The organism is Micromonospora sp. WMMD729, assembly GCF_049315225.1.
Taxonomy (GTDB): Bacteria; Actinomycetota; Actinomycetes; order Mycobacteriales; family Micromonosporaceae; genus Micromonospora.
The window spans coordinates 5,447,390-5,461,517 of record NZ_CP186059.1; the positions used below are offsets into that span (position 1 = coordinate 5,447,390).

The window sequence follows — 14,128 nt, forward strand, 5'->3', positions numbered from 1 at the left end:
CCGAGCCGTCCGATCACACCTTGCGGACGTCCACGTCGTACTGCGCTATCGACACGTCGCGCGAGGCAAGGGTCAACCCTTCGGTGATTGCCTGTGCCACCAGCATGCGGTCGAAGGGATCGCGGTGATGCGGTGGCAGGCGGCTGGCGGCGATGGCGTGGGCATGGGTCACCGGGAGTTCCCGGAAGCCCATGTCTCGTACCCGCTCGGCAAGGTCAGGTGGTCCGGCGAGTTTCCCGGTGCGCTGTTTGATGGTGATCTCCCACAGGCTGACCGGGGAGAGGAAGATGTCCGGCTCGTGGCGTAGTTGGTCGAGCAACTCGGGGCCGAGGGCCGGATCGCCGGTGATGGCCCAGAGCGCGACGTGCGTGTCCAGCAGCAGGTTCATGCGCCGATGCCGAAGTCCTCGGCGATCTCGGCGTTGGTCTGTGGTGAGTCCCAGTCACCCGAGAGGTCCACCTGGCCGGAGAGAGAGCCGATCGCGGTGCGGTTGGCCCGCCGGACCAGCGGTACGACCTTCGCCACCGGAGTGCCCGCCCGGTCGATGATGATCTCCTCGCCGCGTTCCACCCGTTCGATGATGCGCGAGAGGTGGGTCTTGGCATCATGCATGTTGTAGTGCACGGCCTCAGCCGACATGGCGCAGCCTCCTCGCTTAGCTAAGGGATTAGTCTAGCCTGCCCGGCCGCCTACGTCAGCGGCCTCGCCGGCTCGGCGTGGGGGTCGGACGGCACCCCTCCTCGCCGGTACCGTGGCCCGGTGGACGACCTCGGGCAGCGTCAGTTGGCGAGCATCGCCGAGCTGGTCGAGGTGGCCGCCTCGGTTGGCATCGCGGTGTGGCTGCGCGGCGGCTGGGCGATGGACTTCCACCTCGGCGCGGTGACCCGCCCGCACGTCGACGTCGACTGGTACTGCTGGCGCGAGGACGCGCACCGACTGGCCGCATTGCTGCTGGCCCGGGGCTGGCGTCCCGACCCGAGGGTGCCGGCGGAACGACAGCTCGACCTGTTCGCCGGTGACGTGGAGGTCAGCGTCGCGTACCTGGGCCGGGACGAGAGCGGACGGCCGACCGTGGGCGCCGGCCCCTGGGCGGGCACCCCGCTGCCGGCCGGGATGCTGGACGCGCCGCCGGGCCGGATCGGCCCGCTCACCGTGCCGACGATCTCGGTGGCGGCCCAGATCGAGTTCAAGCAGATGTACCCGGTGTGGATACCGGAGCGTCCCCGCCGTCCGAAGGACGCGGACGACCTGGCTCGACTGCGCGCCGGGCCTCGTCGAGCAGGTCCTCGTACAGCCCGACCTTGAAACCGATCAGGTCCAGGCACTGCGTGAGTTTGCCGATCTGGCCGGTGACGCGCTCGCGGTGTTCGCGCAGCAGCGCGAGCCGTTCCTCCTCGTTGCCGGCGCCCGCCCGGACGAGGTCGGCGTACCGGCGGAGCGCGGGCAACGGCATGCCCGAGGCGCGGAGGATGATGCAGACGGTCAGCCAGTCCACGTCGTTCTGGCTGTAGACGCGACGGCCACCGGCACCCCGGCGTACGGGGTCGACGAAGACGCCCTCCTGCTCGTAGAAGCGGAGGGCGTGCACGCTCAGCCCGGTGCGTTCGGCGACCTGCCCGATGCTCAGACTCGCGATGTCCTCGGCCATGTGGAGCAGGGTAGCGAGGCTTGACCTAGAGCCGACTCGAGCTCCTAGGGTCCCCCTTGATCGTTACGACATCGCCAGGGGAGTTTCGGCATGCGCTACCGCACGCTCGGCGGCACCGGCATCGAGGTGAGCACCCACTGCCTCGGAACCATGATGTTCGGTGCCGTCGGAAACCCGGACCACGACGAGTGCGTCCGCATCATCCACGCCGCGATCGACAGCGGCATCAACGCCGTCGACACCGCCGACATGTACGGCCAGGGTGAGTCCGAGCAGATCGTGGGGAAGGCACTGCGGGGGCGTCGCGACGACGTCGTCCTCGCCACCAAGGTGCACTTTCCGATGGGCGAGGGGCCCAACCAGGGCGGCAACTCGCGACGGTGGATCCTCAAGGCGGTCGAGGGGAGCCTGCGGCGTCTGGGGACCGACTGGATCGACCTCTACCAGGTCCACCGCCCCGACCCCTCGACCGACATCGAGGAGACACTGTCGGTGCTCACCGACCTGGTGAGCCAGGGAAAGATCCGTGCCTTCGGGTGTTCGACGTTTCCCGCCGAGGAGATCGTCGAGGCACACCAGGTGTCCGAGCGTCGCGGCCTCGGCCGGCTGCGCACCGAGCAGCCGCCGTACTCGATCCTCGCCCGCGGGGTGGAGACGTCGGTCCTCCCGGTCTGCCAGCGCTACGGCATGGGGGTGCTGGTCTGGAGCCCGCTCGCCTTCGGGTTCCTCAGCGGCAGGTACCGCCGGGACCGGGCCGTCGACCTGTCGACCGGGCGGGCGGTCCTGCGGCCGGCGCAGTTCGATCCCACGATTGCGGAGAACGCGGCCAAGCTCGACATCGTCGAGCAGCTCGTCGAACTCGCGGCGGACATCGGGTGCACGCTGCCCCAACTCGCCATCGCCTTCACCGTGGCCCACCCGGCGGTCACCTCGGCGATCATCGGCCCACGGACCATGCAGCACCTGGATGACCTGTTCAAGGGCGCGACCCTCGTCCTGGACGACGCGGCCCTCGACCGGATCGACGAGATCGTGCCGCCCGGGACCAACCGGTACGAGCCCAACGCGGCTTTTCCCCCGCGCTCCCTGACCGAGCCGGCGCGGCGGCGTCGTCCGCTCCCCGAACGCGCCGCAGCCTGAGACGACCGGCAACAGCGTGGCCGTGGCGCGTCGGACCGCGCCGCGACGCCGGCCCGGCAGGGCACAATTGCCTTCATGTCGCGTCGTGTCACCCCCACGCTGCTGGCCAGCGCCCTGCTCCTGGCCGGCCTGGTCGGTTGTTCCACGAACGCCCCCGAGAAGGAGAACCGGCCGGTCGCGGTCGAGCCGTCATCGGCCGCCACTCCGACACCGCAGGTACCGGCCGGGTCGGCGCCGAAGAACACCTTCGGTGTCGGCGTACGCCAGCTCAAGCTGAACCGGGACGGCCGTGCGTTGCCGGTGACCATCTGGTATCCGGCGGCCGGGAAGGCCGGCGGCGCGGTCAAGCGGTCCGCGGCGGCGGCGGACGGCCGGTTCCCGGTGGTGATGTTCAGCCACGGTCTCGGCGGGCGGCCGGAGGACTACGCCGCGCTGCTGACCCGCTGGGCGGCGGCGGGTTTCGTGGTGGCCGCGCCGGCCTTCCCGCACACCTCTCAGGGCGGCGACGGCAACATCCTCGACGTGCTCAACCAGCCGGCCGACGTGTCGTACGCGCTGACCCAGGTGCTGGCGCTCGACGGGAAGACCGGCGACGGGCTGCGCGGCCGGCTGGCGACCGACCGGGTGGCCGCGGCGGGGCACTCGGCCGGCGGGGTGACCACCATCGGCCTGTTCACCGCCAGCCGGGACGAGCGCCTGGACGCCGGGGTGGTGTTCGCCGGCACGGCGGTCGGTGTGGGTACGGCGTTCGCGGGCGCGTCCGCGCCGCAGTTGTTCGTGCACGGCGAGTTGGACGAGGTGGTCGACTACGCGGCGGGCAAGGAGGCGTACGACAAGGTGCCTTGGCCCAAGGCGATGCTCAGCCTGCCCAAGGGCGACCACGGGCGGGCGCTGCTCGGCGACGCCGCGACGCTGCGGGTGGTCTCGGACACGGCCGTGGAGTTCCTGCGCTGGACCCTGTACGGCGACCCGGAAGCCAAGAAGCGCATGGCGACCGAAGCGACCCGCGACGACATCGCCACCTTCGACGACCACCTCTGACCGTCGCCCCCCGTCTGCGCGATCTTGCACTTTCTGTGGCGACACAGCGGGACTTAGGCCGCAAAACGACAACAGAAAGTGCAAGATCGCGGAGAGCGGCGGGGTGGGGCGGAGGGCGGGGCGGGGCGGGGCGGTGGGGGGTCAGGCTTCGTGGTTGATGACGATCTTGCCGAAGGCCTTGCCGGAGTGCAGGCGGGCGAAGGCGTCCTCGACCCGGCTGAACGGCACCACGCTGTCCACCACCGGGCGGACCTCGTTCTCGGCACAGAACGCCAGCAGCTCGTACAGCTCCCCGGGGGTGCCCATCGAGGTGCCCAGGATCTCCAACTGCATGGCGAAGACCCGGCGCAGGTTGACCGAGGGCTGGTGGCCGGCGGTCGCGCCGGAGACCACGATCCGGGCCATCGGCGCGGACGACTTCATCGAGTGCTCGAAGGTCGCCGCGCCGACCGTCTCGATCACCACGTCGACCCGCTCCGGCAGCCGGGCGCCGGTCTCCACGGCGGTCGCCCCGAGGGCGGTGATCCGCTCCCGCTTGTCGGCGTCGCGGCTGGTCGCGTACACCCGCTTGCCCATCGCGACGGCGAGCGCGACGGCCGCGGTGGCGACGCCGCCGCCCGCGCCCTGCACCAGCACGCTGTCGGCGTCCGCGACGCGGCCCTTGGTGGTCAGCATCCGCCACGCGGTCAGCCAGGCCGTGGGCAGGCAAGCCGCGTCGGTCGCCGCCATGCCGTCGGGCAGCGGGACCAAATTCGACCGGGGTACGGCGACCCGCTCGGCGAGGGTGCCGGCGAAGTGCTCGGAGAGGATGGAGACGCCGCGCGGGTCACCGGGAGTGACGACGACCGGATAGACGACCACGTCGTTGCCCTCGGGGTCCACACCCACCGCGTCGCAGCCGAGGATCATCGGCAACTGGGCCTCGGTGAGCCCCACCCCGCGCAGCGACCACAGGTCGTGGTGGTTGAGCGAGGTGGCGCGCACCTGCACGGTCACCCAGTCGTCCTCCGGGTGGGTCGGCTCGGGCTGCTCACCGACGGTGAGGGCGGCGAGCGGATCGGCGTCGTCGAAACGGGAGGCGAAGGCAGCACGCATGATCGGCACGGTAACAAGCTGAGCGTTCGTTAAGAAGGGCTCACCGTCGGGCCACGCCGTCCCGGCGGGCGGCCTCGGCCACCGCCTCGGCGACGGCCGGGGCGACCCGCGGGTCCAGCGGCGACGGGACGATCGCCTCGGGAGTCAGCGACTCGGCCACCACCTGGGCGATGGCGTCCGCCGCGGCGACCTTCATCGCATCGGTGATCCGGGTTGCGCCGGCGTCCAGCGCGCCGCGGAACACGCCGGGGAACGCCAGCACGTTGTTGATCTGGTTGGGGTAGTCGCTGCGGCCCGTGGCGACCACCGCGACGTGCCGGGCGGCCACCTCCGGGTGCACCTCCGGCGTGGGGTTGGCCAGCGCGAACACGATCCCACCGGGGGCCATGCCGGCGATGGCAGCCTCGGGGATCTGGCCTCCGGAGACGCCGATCAGCACGTCCGCGTCGCGCAGCGCCTCGGTGATGTCGCCGTGCCGGCCGTCGGCGTTGGTGCTCGCCGCCAACTCGGCCTTGCCGCCGGTCAGCTCGGTACGGTGCGCGCCGATGATCCCCTTCGAGTCGCAGACGACCACCTGGTCGGGGTTGACGCCGCCGGCGATGAGCATCTTCGTCACGGCCACCCCGGCCGCGCCCGCGCCGCTCACCGCGACCCGCAGGTCGCCGAGCTTGCGGTTGAGCAGGGTGGCCGCGTTGCGCAACGCGGCGAGCACCACGATGGCGGTGCCGTGCTGATCGTCGTGGAAGACCGGGATGTCCAACGCCTCGTCCAGGCGACGCTCGATCTCGAAGCAGCGCGGCGCGCTGATGTCCTCCAGGTTGATCCCGCCGAACGAGGGGGCCAGCGCCCGCACCACCGCGACGATCTCGTCCACGTCCTGGGTGTCCAGGCAGACCGGCACCGCGTCCACCCCCGCGAACTGCTTGAACAGCACCGCCTTGCCCTCCATCACCGGCAGGGCGGCACGCGGGCCGATGTTGCCGAGCCCCAACACGGCCGAGCCGTCGGTCACCACCGCGACGGCGTGCGCCGCCCAGGTGTACTCGTCGGCGAGGTCGGGGTCGGCGGCGATCGCCTCGCACACCCGGGCCACCCCCGGGGTGTACGCCAGGGAGAGGTCCTCGCGGCTGGTGAGCGGCACCGTCGAGGCGACGGCCATCTTGCCGCCGACGTGCAGTTGGAAGACGGGATCAGCGGGGTCCACGGTGGATGCAGACATGGCGGTGACTCCAGGATCTGTCGAGCAGATGTGAGGCGGCGGGCCCGGCCGCGAGGTGGGCGGCGAGCGATGGCACGCGGCGCGGGGGGTCACCCGGCACTTTCCGAGCATAGTGTCGACCCCGCCCCTCGGATGTGAGCAGGGTCATATAACCCGACGAGGCACCCGTCCGGGGCGCGGCCAGTACCGGGCCACCACCCGGCCGTGCACGTCGGCCACCCCGTACGCCCGGGAGTCGTCGGTGATCAACTCGTTGTCACCGCGCAGCCACCAACCGCCGTCCTGCGGCCGGACCGCCCGCTTGACGACCAGCAGCTCCGGCCGGGTCCGGAAGACCGCGACCACCACGTCCCCGGATCGGATCGGACGCCCACCCGAGCGCACCAGCACCGCGTCCCCGTGCCGCAACGTCGGCGCCATGGACGGCCCGGTGACCGCGACCGCCGTCAGCGGACCACGCAGGCGAGGCGGCTCACCCGGGTGATCGGTGTCCACTGGTTTCACCTCCACCCGGTTCGGGGAGCATTCCCAGGAGTAATGTCGCCTTTGATCATCGCAAACTTCCCATGGAGGATCCCGATGCGACTTCCGCGCATCCTTGCGCCTCGCGTCACCGCGAGCGCTCACTGCGACCTGCCGTGCGGCGTCTACGACCCGGCCCAGGCCCGGATCGAGGCCGAGTCGGTCAAAATGATCTGCGAGAAGTACCAGGCGAACACCGACCCGGAGTTCCGTACCCGGGCGGTCATCATCAAGGAGCAGCGCGCCGAGCTGGTCAAGCACCACCTGTGGGTGCTCTGGACCGACTACTTCAAGGCTCCGCACTTCGAGAAGTACCCGAACCTGCACACCCTGTTCAACGAGGCCACCAAGCTCGCCGGCGCCAGCGGCGTCAAGGGCAGCCTCGACCCGGCCACCGCCGACCAGCTCCTCGCGAAGATCGACGAGATCGCGAAGATCTTCTGGGAGACCAAGAAGGCGTGACCAACCCGGTCACCCCGACGATCCGGCCGGTACGTCCCGAGGACGTACCGGCCGTCGTCGCCATGGTGCACGAACTGGCGGCGTACGAACGCGCCCCCGACCAGTGCCACCTCACCGAGGAACAGCTCACCTCGGCGTTGTTCGCGACCGCTCCGGCGCTCTTCGGACACGTCGCGGTCGACGAGCACGACGCGCCGCTCGGCTTCGCCCTGTGGTTCCTCAACTTCTCCACCTGGGCCGGCGTGCACGGCATCTACCTGGAGGACCTCTACGTCTCCCCGGCCGCCCGGGGCACCGGCGCAGGTCGACTGCTGCTCGCCACGCTGGCCGACATCTGCGTACGGCGGGGTTACCAGCGGCTCGAGTGGTGGATGATCGAGTGGAACCCGGCCGCCGGCTTCTACGCATCGATCGGCGCCCAGCAGCTGAACGAGTGGGTTCCGTACCGGCTCAGCGGTGACGCCCTGCGGGATCTGGCCACCCAGGCGGAGGCCGCCGCCACGCACCCGGGCGACTGACCGGGTAGAGTCCCCGACCGGGGGGATGAGCGTGACTCAACTGACCGGCCAGCCAGCGACCGACGACGACGTGGTGCACCTCACGGTGCCCGCCGACGGCGGTTACCTCGGCGTGCTCCGCACCGCCACCGCCGGCCTCGCGGCCCGGTTGCAGTTCGCGCTCGACGAGATCGAGGATCTGCGGATCGCCGTCGACGAGGCGTGCGCCATGCTGCTCGCCATCGCCACTCGCGACGCCGAGTTGGAGTGTCGCTTCGCTGTCACCAACGACGCGCTGACCGTCGAGGTGACCGTGCCGACCGTCCGCGGTGCCACGCTGCCCGCCGAGTCGTCCTTCGCCTGGAAGGTGCTCACCGCGCTGACCACGTCGGCGTCCGCCACGGCCACCGACGGCCGGGCGACGATCTCGTTGCTGACCCGCCGCTCCGGCGGCTACTGACCGACGGGCCCCGCGCGGAGCTGGGCCGCGAGGCGCGGTGTAGCGGGCGGGTTGACCCCTCGCGTCAGCGCCGCGACGGGCCGCTGAGCCCGCCGCACGACATCACTCGAAGCCGAGCGCCTTCGTTGTGGGCGGGCTGACCAGCAGCCAGCCGACGCCCAGGCCGAGCGCCATCAGCGGTACGCCGAGCCAGCCCATCCCGCCCTGGATCATGAACCAGCCGATCGGGAGCAGCATCAGCTGAAGGACGATCGCGGGGGCCCGTGCGCCGGCCCGGCGGCGCAGCAGCGCGCGGCCCAGAGCCCAGAGCGCGACGGCCGCCCCGACGGCGAACGCGGTCACCAGCAACGCCGACGCGAGGTCGGTGGTGGTGGCGGTCAGGTCGGCCCAGACCAACCAGACCGCGATCAGCCCGACGGCGACCGCCTCCGCCCACAGCAGCCACACCGCCCAGCGGAGGGTGCTGGGAATCCGGGCCGAGTCGATGGTCACGCGCGCCACGATACCTGTGCTACCGAGAGGTACAGTGCCGCCCATGCGGGCCGTCCTGGTGGTCAATCCGAAGGCCACCACCACCAGCGAACGCAGCCGGGACGTGCTTGTCCGTGCGCTGCGCAGCGAAGTCGACCTCAGTGTGCGCTACACCCGCCGCCGGGGGCACGCCATGGCGCTGGCCGCCGAGGCCGCCGCCGAGGGCGTCGATCTCGTCGTCACCCTGGGTGGCGACGGCACGGTGAACGAGGTGGTGAACGGCCTGATGACGGCCGAACCGCCGGCCGGTGCCGACGGCGCGTCGATGGCGCAGCGGCTGCCCGCGCTGGCCACCGTCCCGGGCGGTTCGACGAACGTGTTCGCCCGCGCGCTGGGTCTGCCCCGGGAGTGGCCCGACGCCACCAGCATGATCCTGGAGGGGCTGCGTCTGGGCCGGCAGCGCACCGTCGGGCTGGGGCGTGCGGACGACCGCTACTTCACCTTCTGCGCCGGATTCGGGCTGGACGCCGCCGTGATCCATCGGGTGGAGCAGGCCCGCCGCAAGGGGCGGGTCTCGACGCCCGGGCTCTACTTCCGCTCGATCATGAGCCAGTACTTCTTCGCCTCCGACCGGCGGCATCCGGCGATCAGCCTGGAACGGCCGGGTGAGGCGGCCGAGGAGGAGCTGGCCACCGTCATCATCCAGAACACCGCCCCGTGGACGTACCTGGGTGACCGGGAGGTCAACCCGAATCCGGAGGCATCGTTCGATCTCGGCCTCGACGTGCTGGCGCTGCGTCAGCTCCGGGTGGCTAGCACAACACGGACAGTCACTCAATTCATGTCCCGGCGGCCGGATCCGAGCGGACGTCAGGTGTTACGACTCCATGACACTACGGAGTTCACCCTGGTCTCCAGCCGCCCGCAGGCGTTCCAGCTCGACGGCGACTATCTTGGCGAGCGGGAGAAGGTCAGATTCACCTCCATTCCGGCCGCACTGAGAGTAATCTGCTAGGTCTCGGGTACTGCCCTTGGTCGACGCGGCACCGCAACCGCACCGACAGGCGCCGCCACACCGAGGGGCAGGTGCCGGAAATGTCAGCAATGTCACGCGGACTGTACTATATTGATCCTCGACTGTGGCACGGCGGGTAACCAGGAAGGCACTGGAACCCGGACAAATGGGTTGTGGGCTTGCTCACCGCGCGGAGTTTTTCCGAGCGTCACCCTTGACATCGCGAGCGTTCGTGAAAGTATTCACAAGCGAACTTGAGTTACCGGGACATTGCCTGGATATGCTCGACAGGTTGAGCTGTTCCAGCAGGTCCCCGGGGCTGACTGCCTGCTCACGCACTGCCGAATGGTCAGACGCGAACGGTCACCATAGGCACTGCGGATGCATATAGGAAAAGCACTACCCGCAATAAATTGCCACCCATCCAGAATGAGGAGTGTTGCCGCCATGGACTGGCGTCACCATGCTGTCTGCCGCGACGAGGACCCGGAGCTGTTCTTCCCGATTGGGACGTCCGGACCGGCTCTCCTGCAGGTCGAGCAGGCCAAGGCCGTCTGCCGGCGCTGCTCCGTCACCGACCAGTGCCTGCAGTGGGCGCTCGAGTCGGGTCAGGACGCCGGCGTCTGGGGCGGGATGAGCGAGGAGGAGCGGCGCGCTGTCAAGCGGCGCGGCGGCCTCCGGGTGCTGCGCGCTCACTCCGCCTGATCCCCCAACGACACCGCGGTAAGCCCTGGCAGGCGACTGCCGGGGCTTACTGCTGTCCGGGGCCGGCCCGGGTCGACCAGCGGTCAGGCCGGCTCGTCGACCCGACGCAACACCAGCTCGGCCAGCTCGGGCGCATCGGTCAACGGGGCCGCCACCGCCACCGCGCCGGCCGCCCGCGCCGACTCGGTCACCGCGTCGTGGAACAGGCCCGGCGCGAGGAAGTACGCGGACACGGCCACCCGGCGTGCGCCCGCCGCCCGTAGCCGGGCCACCGCCACCCCCGCCGCCGGTGGAGCCGCCGAGGCGTACGACACGCGGCAGGGCAGCCCGAAGCCGACACCGAGCGCGTCGGCCACCCGGCCCACGGACCCGCGCGCACGCGCGTCACGGGTGCCCGCGGCAGCCAGCACCAGGGCGTCGAAGCGGCCCGGAGCAACCTCGTCGAGCCGCCGCCGCAGACCCGCCAGCAGGGCCGGGGCCACCGTCCCGTCCGCCGGGCCGAGAACGTCGGTCACCCGTACTGTCAGCGCCGATCCGGCGGCGGCCACCGCCGCCGGAATGTCCACCCGCCGGTGGTACGCGGCGGTCAGCAGCAACGGCACCACCACCGCGCTCCGGTGCCCGGCCTCGGCCAGCGTGCGCAGCACCTCGGTCGGCCCCGGCTCGGTGTGGTCCAGCCAACTCGCCCACACCGACAGACCAGGTCGGGCCGCCGACACCGCCCGGGCCAGCGCCCGGGTGGCCTCGGCGGCCCGCGGATCCCGGCTGCCGTGCGCGACCAGCACCACCGGGGCCGCCCCGCCGGCCACACCGGGGCCGGTCGGGGTGGTCGACGACGAGGTCAGACGTGCAGCCCGCACTCGGTCTTCTCGAACATGGCCCAGCGGCCGGCGCGCGGATCCTCGCCCGCCTTCGTCCGCCGGGTGCACGGCCAGCAGCCGATCGAGCCGTAGCCCTGCTTGAACAGCTCGTTGACCGGCACGTTCCAGCGGGCGATGTAGGCGTCCACGTCCCCCTGCGACCAGGCCGCGATCGGGTTGACCTTGACCTTGCCGCGCCGGGCGTCGAAGGTCACCACGGGCGTGTTGGCCCGGGTCGGCGACTCGTCCCGGCGCAGCCCGGCGGCCCAGGCGTCGTACCCGGACAGGGCCCGCTCCAACGGCTCCACCTTGCGGAGCTGGCAGCAGTCGTCCGGCGACTTGTTGAACAGCCGGGGGCCGTACTGGCCGTCCTGCTGGCCGACGGTGAGCCGGGGTCGGATCGACCGGACGTTCACCGGCAGCGTACGGGCGACCTCGTCGCGGACCCGGAGCGTCTCGGGGAAGTGCAGACCGGTGTCCAGGAAGACCACGTCCACGCCCGGGGCGACCCGGGACACCAGGTGGGCCAGCACGGCGTCCGCCATCGAACTGGTGACGCAGAACCGGTCGCCGAAGGTCTGCGCCGCCCAACGGGCGATCTCCAGCGCGGGAGCGCCCTCCAACTCCCGGCCGGCGTCCTCGGCCAGCACGCGCAGCTCGTCCGGGCTGCGCCCGGCCGAAGCGGTCGACGTCTGCGCGCCCGGACCGACCAGGCGCAGGCTCGCGGCGGAGACGAGGCTCACCCGAGCCGGCTCTCCGCTCGCGACTGCGGGGCTCGCAAGCTCACTCCTCGCGCTCACCGGGTCACCGCCCGCGAGAGCAGCCCGGTGAACTTCACCGAGAAGACCCGGGCGCAGGCGTGGCACTCCCAGGCGCCGTGCCCCGCCTCGTGCGGCCGCAGGTCCTCCTCGCCGCAGTACGGGCAGTACAGGGGTGCCGCTCGGTTCTCGCTGCTCACCGCAACTCCTCCTCGTCGACTCTGATCACCCAGTTGGCGAACGTCTCGCCCGCGTCCCGCCCGGCCAGGTAGCGGCGGGCCAGTCGTTCCACGTACTCCGGAAGCTCTTCGGCGGTGGTCTTCAGGCCGCGCAGCTTGCGGCCGAAACCGGCGGTCTGCCCCTGCGCCATGCCCAGCCCGCCGCCCAGGTGCACCTGGAAGCCCTCCACCTGCCGGCCGTCCGGGCCGACCACCAGCTGGCCCTTGAGACCGATGTCGGCCACCTGGGTACGGGCGCAGGCGTTCGGGCAGCCGTTGATGTGGATCGAGATGTCCGCGTCGAAGTCGCGCAGCCGCTGCTCCAGCCGGGCCACCAGCTCCTCACCGCGGGCCTTGGTCTCGACGATGGCGAGCTTGCAGTACTCGATGCCGGTGCACGCCATGGTGCCCCGCCGCCAGGCCGACGGCCGGGCCTCCAGGCCGATGCCGCGCAGCGCGTCGACCAGGGCCTCCGTCCGCGCCGGCGGCACGTCGAGCACCAGCAGCTTCTGGTACGGGGTGAGCCGTACCCGGCCGCTGCCGTGCGCCTCCACGACGTCGGCCAGTTGGGCGAGCTGGGTGCCGGAGACCCGCCCGACCACCGGGGCGGCGCCCACGTAGTGCCGCCCGTCGGCCTGCTCGTGCACGCCCACGTGGTCGATCGGCTTCGACGGCAGGGTCGGCGCGGGACCGTCGAGCAGCGTACGGCCCAGGTATTCCTTCTCCAGCACCTCGCGGAAGCGCTCGATGCCCCAGTCCGCGACCAGGAACTTCAGCCGGGCCCGGTTGCGCAGCCGGCGGTAGCCGTAGTCACGGAAGATGCCGACCACTCCGGCCCACACGTCCGGCACCTCGGCCAGCGGCACCCAGACGCCGAGTCGCTGGGCGAGCATCGGGTTGGTGGAGAGGCCGCCACCGACCCAGACGTCGAAGCCGGGGCCGTGCTCGGGGTGGTCGACACCGAGGAACGCGATGTCGTTCGACTCGTACGGGGTGTCCACCAGCCAGGAGATCGACGTCTTGAACTTGCGGGGCAGGTTGGAGAACTGCTTGTCGCCCACGTACCGGGAGACGATCTCGTCGATCGCCGGGGTCGGGTCGAGCAGTTCGTCGCGGGCCACCCCGGCGACCGGGCTGCCCAGCACGATGCGCGGGCAGTCACCGCACGCCTCGGTGGTCTGCAGGCCCACCGACTCGAGCCGACGCCAGATCTCCGGCATGTCCTCGACCCGGATCCAGTGGTACTGGATGTTCTGCCGGTCGGTGATGTCGGCGGTGTCCCGCGCGAACTCCCGGGAGATGTCCGCGATGACCCGCAGCTGGGCCAGGCTCAGCTGGCCGCCGTCGATGCGGACGCGGAGCATGAAGAACTCGTCCTCCAGCTCGTGCGGCTCCAGCACGGCGGTGCGCCCGCCGTCGATGCCGGCCTTGCGCTGGGTGTAGAGGCCCCACCAGCGGAACCGGCCGCGCAGGTCCTGCGGGTCGATGGAGGCGAAACCGCGGTGCGCGTAGATGTTCTCGATGCGGGCCCGGACGTTGAGCGGGTCGTCGTCCTTCTTGATCCGCTCGTTGGGGTTGAGCGGCTCGCGGTGGCCGAGCGCCCACTGGCCCTCGCCCCGGGGCCGGCGCGGCGGCCGGGCGGGCCGGGCCGTCGAGTCCTCGGGCCGGGACGGGATGCTGCTGACCGCCATCGCGGCGTCCTCCGTTGTCTGCTGTGCCTCGGGGCACGCGCGGGGCGCGACGGCCGGCCCGACGAAGCGGGCGGACAACGGTGTCTTCAGACAGCCGGCGCGGAGCGCGCCCGAGACAGATTGGTCGGGCGTCGTCAGTGAGCCGGACAGATGGCGCTGCGCACGCGGCCGTAGTCGACGTGGCGACGAGCCACGAAGCGGCGGACGACTGCGGCGGTCATGCAGTCATGCTGCCACACCGCGTAGGGCCCGGCCAATGTCCGCGTGCCGGATCCCACATCACGGGCTCGCCCGCTCCCCTCCCCGCGATCTTGCACTTTCGGTGG

At 71.4% G+C, this 14,128-nt stretch carries 19 protein-coding genes; 8 read left to right on the forward strand and 11 right to left on the reverse strand.

What is annotated here, in order from left to right; translation table 11 throughout:
* Positions 1 to 13: 13 nt before the first annotated feature.
* Together ACN263_RS24880 and ACN263_RS24885 are read right to left on the reverse strand one after the other, a co-directional pair.
* A complete protein-coding gene (locus tag ACN263_RS24880) occupies positions 14 to 388 on the reverse strand; it encodes a type II toxin-antitoxin system VapC family toxin (RefSeq protein ID WP_422736729.1) in 375 nt (124 codons plus the stop codon).
* The gene (locus tag ACN263_RS24885; protein WP_422736730.1) at positions 385 to 639 is read right to left on the reverse strand and encodes a type II toxin-antitoxin system Phd/YefM family antitoxin; all 255 of its coding nucleotides are present in this window, start codon (positions 637 to 639) and stop codon (positions 385 to 387) included. Before ACN263_RS24885 ends, ACN263_RS24880 begins: the two co-directional genes overlap by 4 nt.
* A 120-nt stretch (positions 640 to 759) precedes the next feature.
* On the opposite strand from ACN263_RS24885, the gene ACN263_RS24890 reads away from it, so the two are divergent.
* A complete protein-coding gene (locus tag ACN263_RS24890) occupies positions 760 to 1,305 on the forward strand; it encodes a nucleotidyltransferase domain-containing protein (protein WP_422736731.1) in 546 nt (181 codons plus the stop codon).
* Here the strand turns inward: ACN263_RS24890 and ACN263_RS24895 are convergent.
* A complete protein-coding gene (locus ACN263_RS24895) occupies positions 1,187 to 1,648 on the reverse strand; it encodes a MerR family transcriptional regulator (protein WP_422736732.1) in 462 nt (153 codons plus the stop codon). The genes ACN263_RS24890 and ACN263_RS24895 overlap by 119 nt on opposite strands.
* Positions 1,649 to 1,738: 90 nt before the next feature.
* Here ACN263_RS24895 and ACN263_RS24900 point away from each other — a divergent pair, with 90 nt between their 5' ends.
* Both ACN263_RS24900 and ACN263_RS24905 read left to right on the forward strand, forming a co-directional pair.
* A complete protein-coding gene (locus tag ACN263_RS24900) occupies positions 1,739 to 2,788 on the forward strand; it encodes an aldo/keto reductase (protein ID WP_422736733.1) in 1,050 nt (349 codons plus the stop codon).
* 75 nt (positions 2,789 to 2,863) lie between these two features.
* Positions 2,864 to 3,829, forward strand: coding sequence for an alpha/beta hydrolase family protein (locus tag ACN263_RS24905; protein WP_422736734.1), 966 nt, complete (start codon positions 2,864 to 2,866; stop codon positions 3,827 to 3,829).
* Between the two features lie 141 nt (positions 3,830 to 3,970).
* On the opposite strand, the gene ACN263_RS24910 is transcribed toward ACN263_RS24905, so the two are convergent.
* The 3 genes from ACN263_RS24910 to ACN263_RS24920 all read right to left on the reverse strand — a co-directional run bounded on the left by ACN263_RS24910 (position 3,971) and on the right by ACN263_RS24920 (position 6,638).
* On the reverse strand, positions 3,971 to 4,933 hold the full coding sequence (locus ACN263_RS24910; protein ID WP_422736735.1) for a zinc-binding dehydrogenase: 963 nt from the start codon (positions 4,931 to 4,933) through the stop codon (positions 3,971 to 3,973).
* 31 nt (positions 4,934 to 4,964) lie between these two features.
* On the reverse strand, positions 4,965 to 6,143 hold the full coding sequence (locus ACN263_RS24915; protein WP_422736736.1) for an NAD(P)-dependent malic enzyme: 1,179 nt from the start codon (positions 6,141 to 6,143) through the stop codon (positions 4,965 to 4,967).
* Positions 6,144 to 6,287: 144 nt separating this feature from the next.
* Positions 6,288 to 6,638 carry a S24/S26 family peptidase gene (locus ACN263_RS24920; RefSeq protein WP_422736737.1) on the reverse strand — a complete coding sequence of 117 codons (351 nt, stop codon included), beginning with the start codon at positions 6,636 to 6,638 and terminating at the stop codon, positions 6,288 to 6,290.
* Between the two features lie 84 nt (positions 6,639 to 6,722).
* On the opposite strand from ACN263_RS24920, the gene sodN reads away from it, so the two are divergent.
* From sodN to ACN263_RS24935, 3 genes are read left to right on the forward strand one after another with little or no spacing between them, the layout of a single operon-like run.
* A complete protein-coding gene (gene sodN, locus ACN263_RS24925; protein ID WP_355050524.1) occupies positions 6,723 to 7,127 on the forward strand; it encodes a superoxide dismutase, Ni in 405 nt (134 codons plus the stop codon).
* A complete protein-coding gene (locus ACN263_RS24930; protein WP_422736738.1) occupies positions 7,124 to 7,645 on the forward strand; it encodes a GNAT family N-acetyltransferase in 522 nt (173 codons plus the stop codon). The genes sodN and ACN263_RS24930 overlap by 4 nt, the downstream gene beginning before the upstream one ends.
* Positions 7,646 to 7,676: 31 nt before the next feature.
* Complete coding sequence (locus ACN263_RS24935) at positions 7,677 to 8,084, forward strand: ATP-binding protein (RefSeq protein ID WP_421472990.1); 408 nt, start codon at positions 7,677 to 7,679, stop codon at positions 8,082 to 8,084.
* A 102-nt stretch (positions 8,085 to 8,186) separates the two neighbouring features.
* Here the strand turns inward: ACN263_RS24935 and ACN263_RS24940 are convergent, their stop codons facing one another.
* A complete protein-coding gene (locus ACN263_RS24940) occupies positions 8,187 to 8,576 on the reverse strand; it encodes a hypothetical protein (RefSeq protein ID WP_422736739.1) in 390 nt (129 codons plus the stop codon).
* Between the two features lie 43 nt (positions 8,577 to 8,619).
* Here ACN263_RS24940 and ACN263_RS24945 point away from each other — a divergent pair, with 43 nt between their 5' ends.
* Both ACN263_RS24945 and ACN263_RS24950 read left to right on the forward strand, forming a co-directional pair.
* Positions 8,620 to 9,570 carry a diacylglycerol/lipid kinase family protein gene (locus tag ACN263_RS24945; RefSeq protein ID WP_422736740.1) on the forward strand — a complete coding sequence of 317 codons (951 nt, stop codon included), beginning with the start codon at positions 8,620 to 8,622 and terminating at the stop codon, positions 9,568 to 9,570.
* A 447-nt stretch (positions 9,571 to 10,017) separates the two neighbouring features.
* Positions 10,018 to 10,275, forward strand: a complete 258-nt coding sequence (locus tag ACN263_RS24950) for a WhiB family transcriptional regulator (protein WP_007072794.1) — start codon at positions 10,018 to 10,020, stop codon at positions 10,273 to 10,275.
* A gap of 83 nt (positions 10,276 to 10,358) precedes the next feature.
* Here ACN263_RS24950 and ACN263_RS24955 read toward each other — a convergent pair whose 3' ends face one another.
* From ACN263_RS24955 to ACN263_RS24970, 4 genes are read right to left on the reverse strand one after another with little or no spacing between them, the layout of a single operon-like run.
* The gene (locus ACN263_RS24955) at positions 10,359 to 11,135 is read right to left on the reverse strand and encodes a sirohydrochlorin chelatase (protein WP_422736741.1); all 777 of its coding nucleotides are present in this window, start codon (positions 11,133 to 11,135) and stop codon (positions 10,359 to 10,361) included.
* A complete protein-coding gene (locus ACN263_RS24960; protein WP_422736742.1) occupies positions 11,117 to 11,878 on the reverse strand; it encodes a phosphoadenylyl-sulfate reductase in 762 nt (253 codons plus the stop codon). The genes ACN263_RS24955 and ACN263_RS24960 overlap by 19 nt, the downstream gene beginning before the upstream one ends.
* 53 nt (positions 11,879 to 11,931) lie before the next feature.
* Positions 11,932 to 12,093 (reverse strand): hypothetical protein, encoded by a 162-nt coding sequence (locus ACN263_RS24965; protein WP_167517323.1) that lies wholly within the window; start codon positions 12,091 to 12,093, stop codon positions 11,932 to 11,934.
* On the reverse strand, positions 12,090 to 13,802 hold the full coding sequence (locus ACN263_RS24970; protein ID WP_422736743.1) for a nitrite/sulfite reductase: 1,713 nt from the start codon (positions 13,800 to 13,802) through the stop codon (positions 12,090 to 12,092). Before ACN263_RS24970 ends, ACN263_RS24965 begins: the two co-directional genes overlap by 4 nt.
* Positions 13,803 to 14,128: the final 326 nt, after the last annotated feature.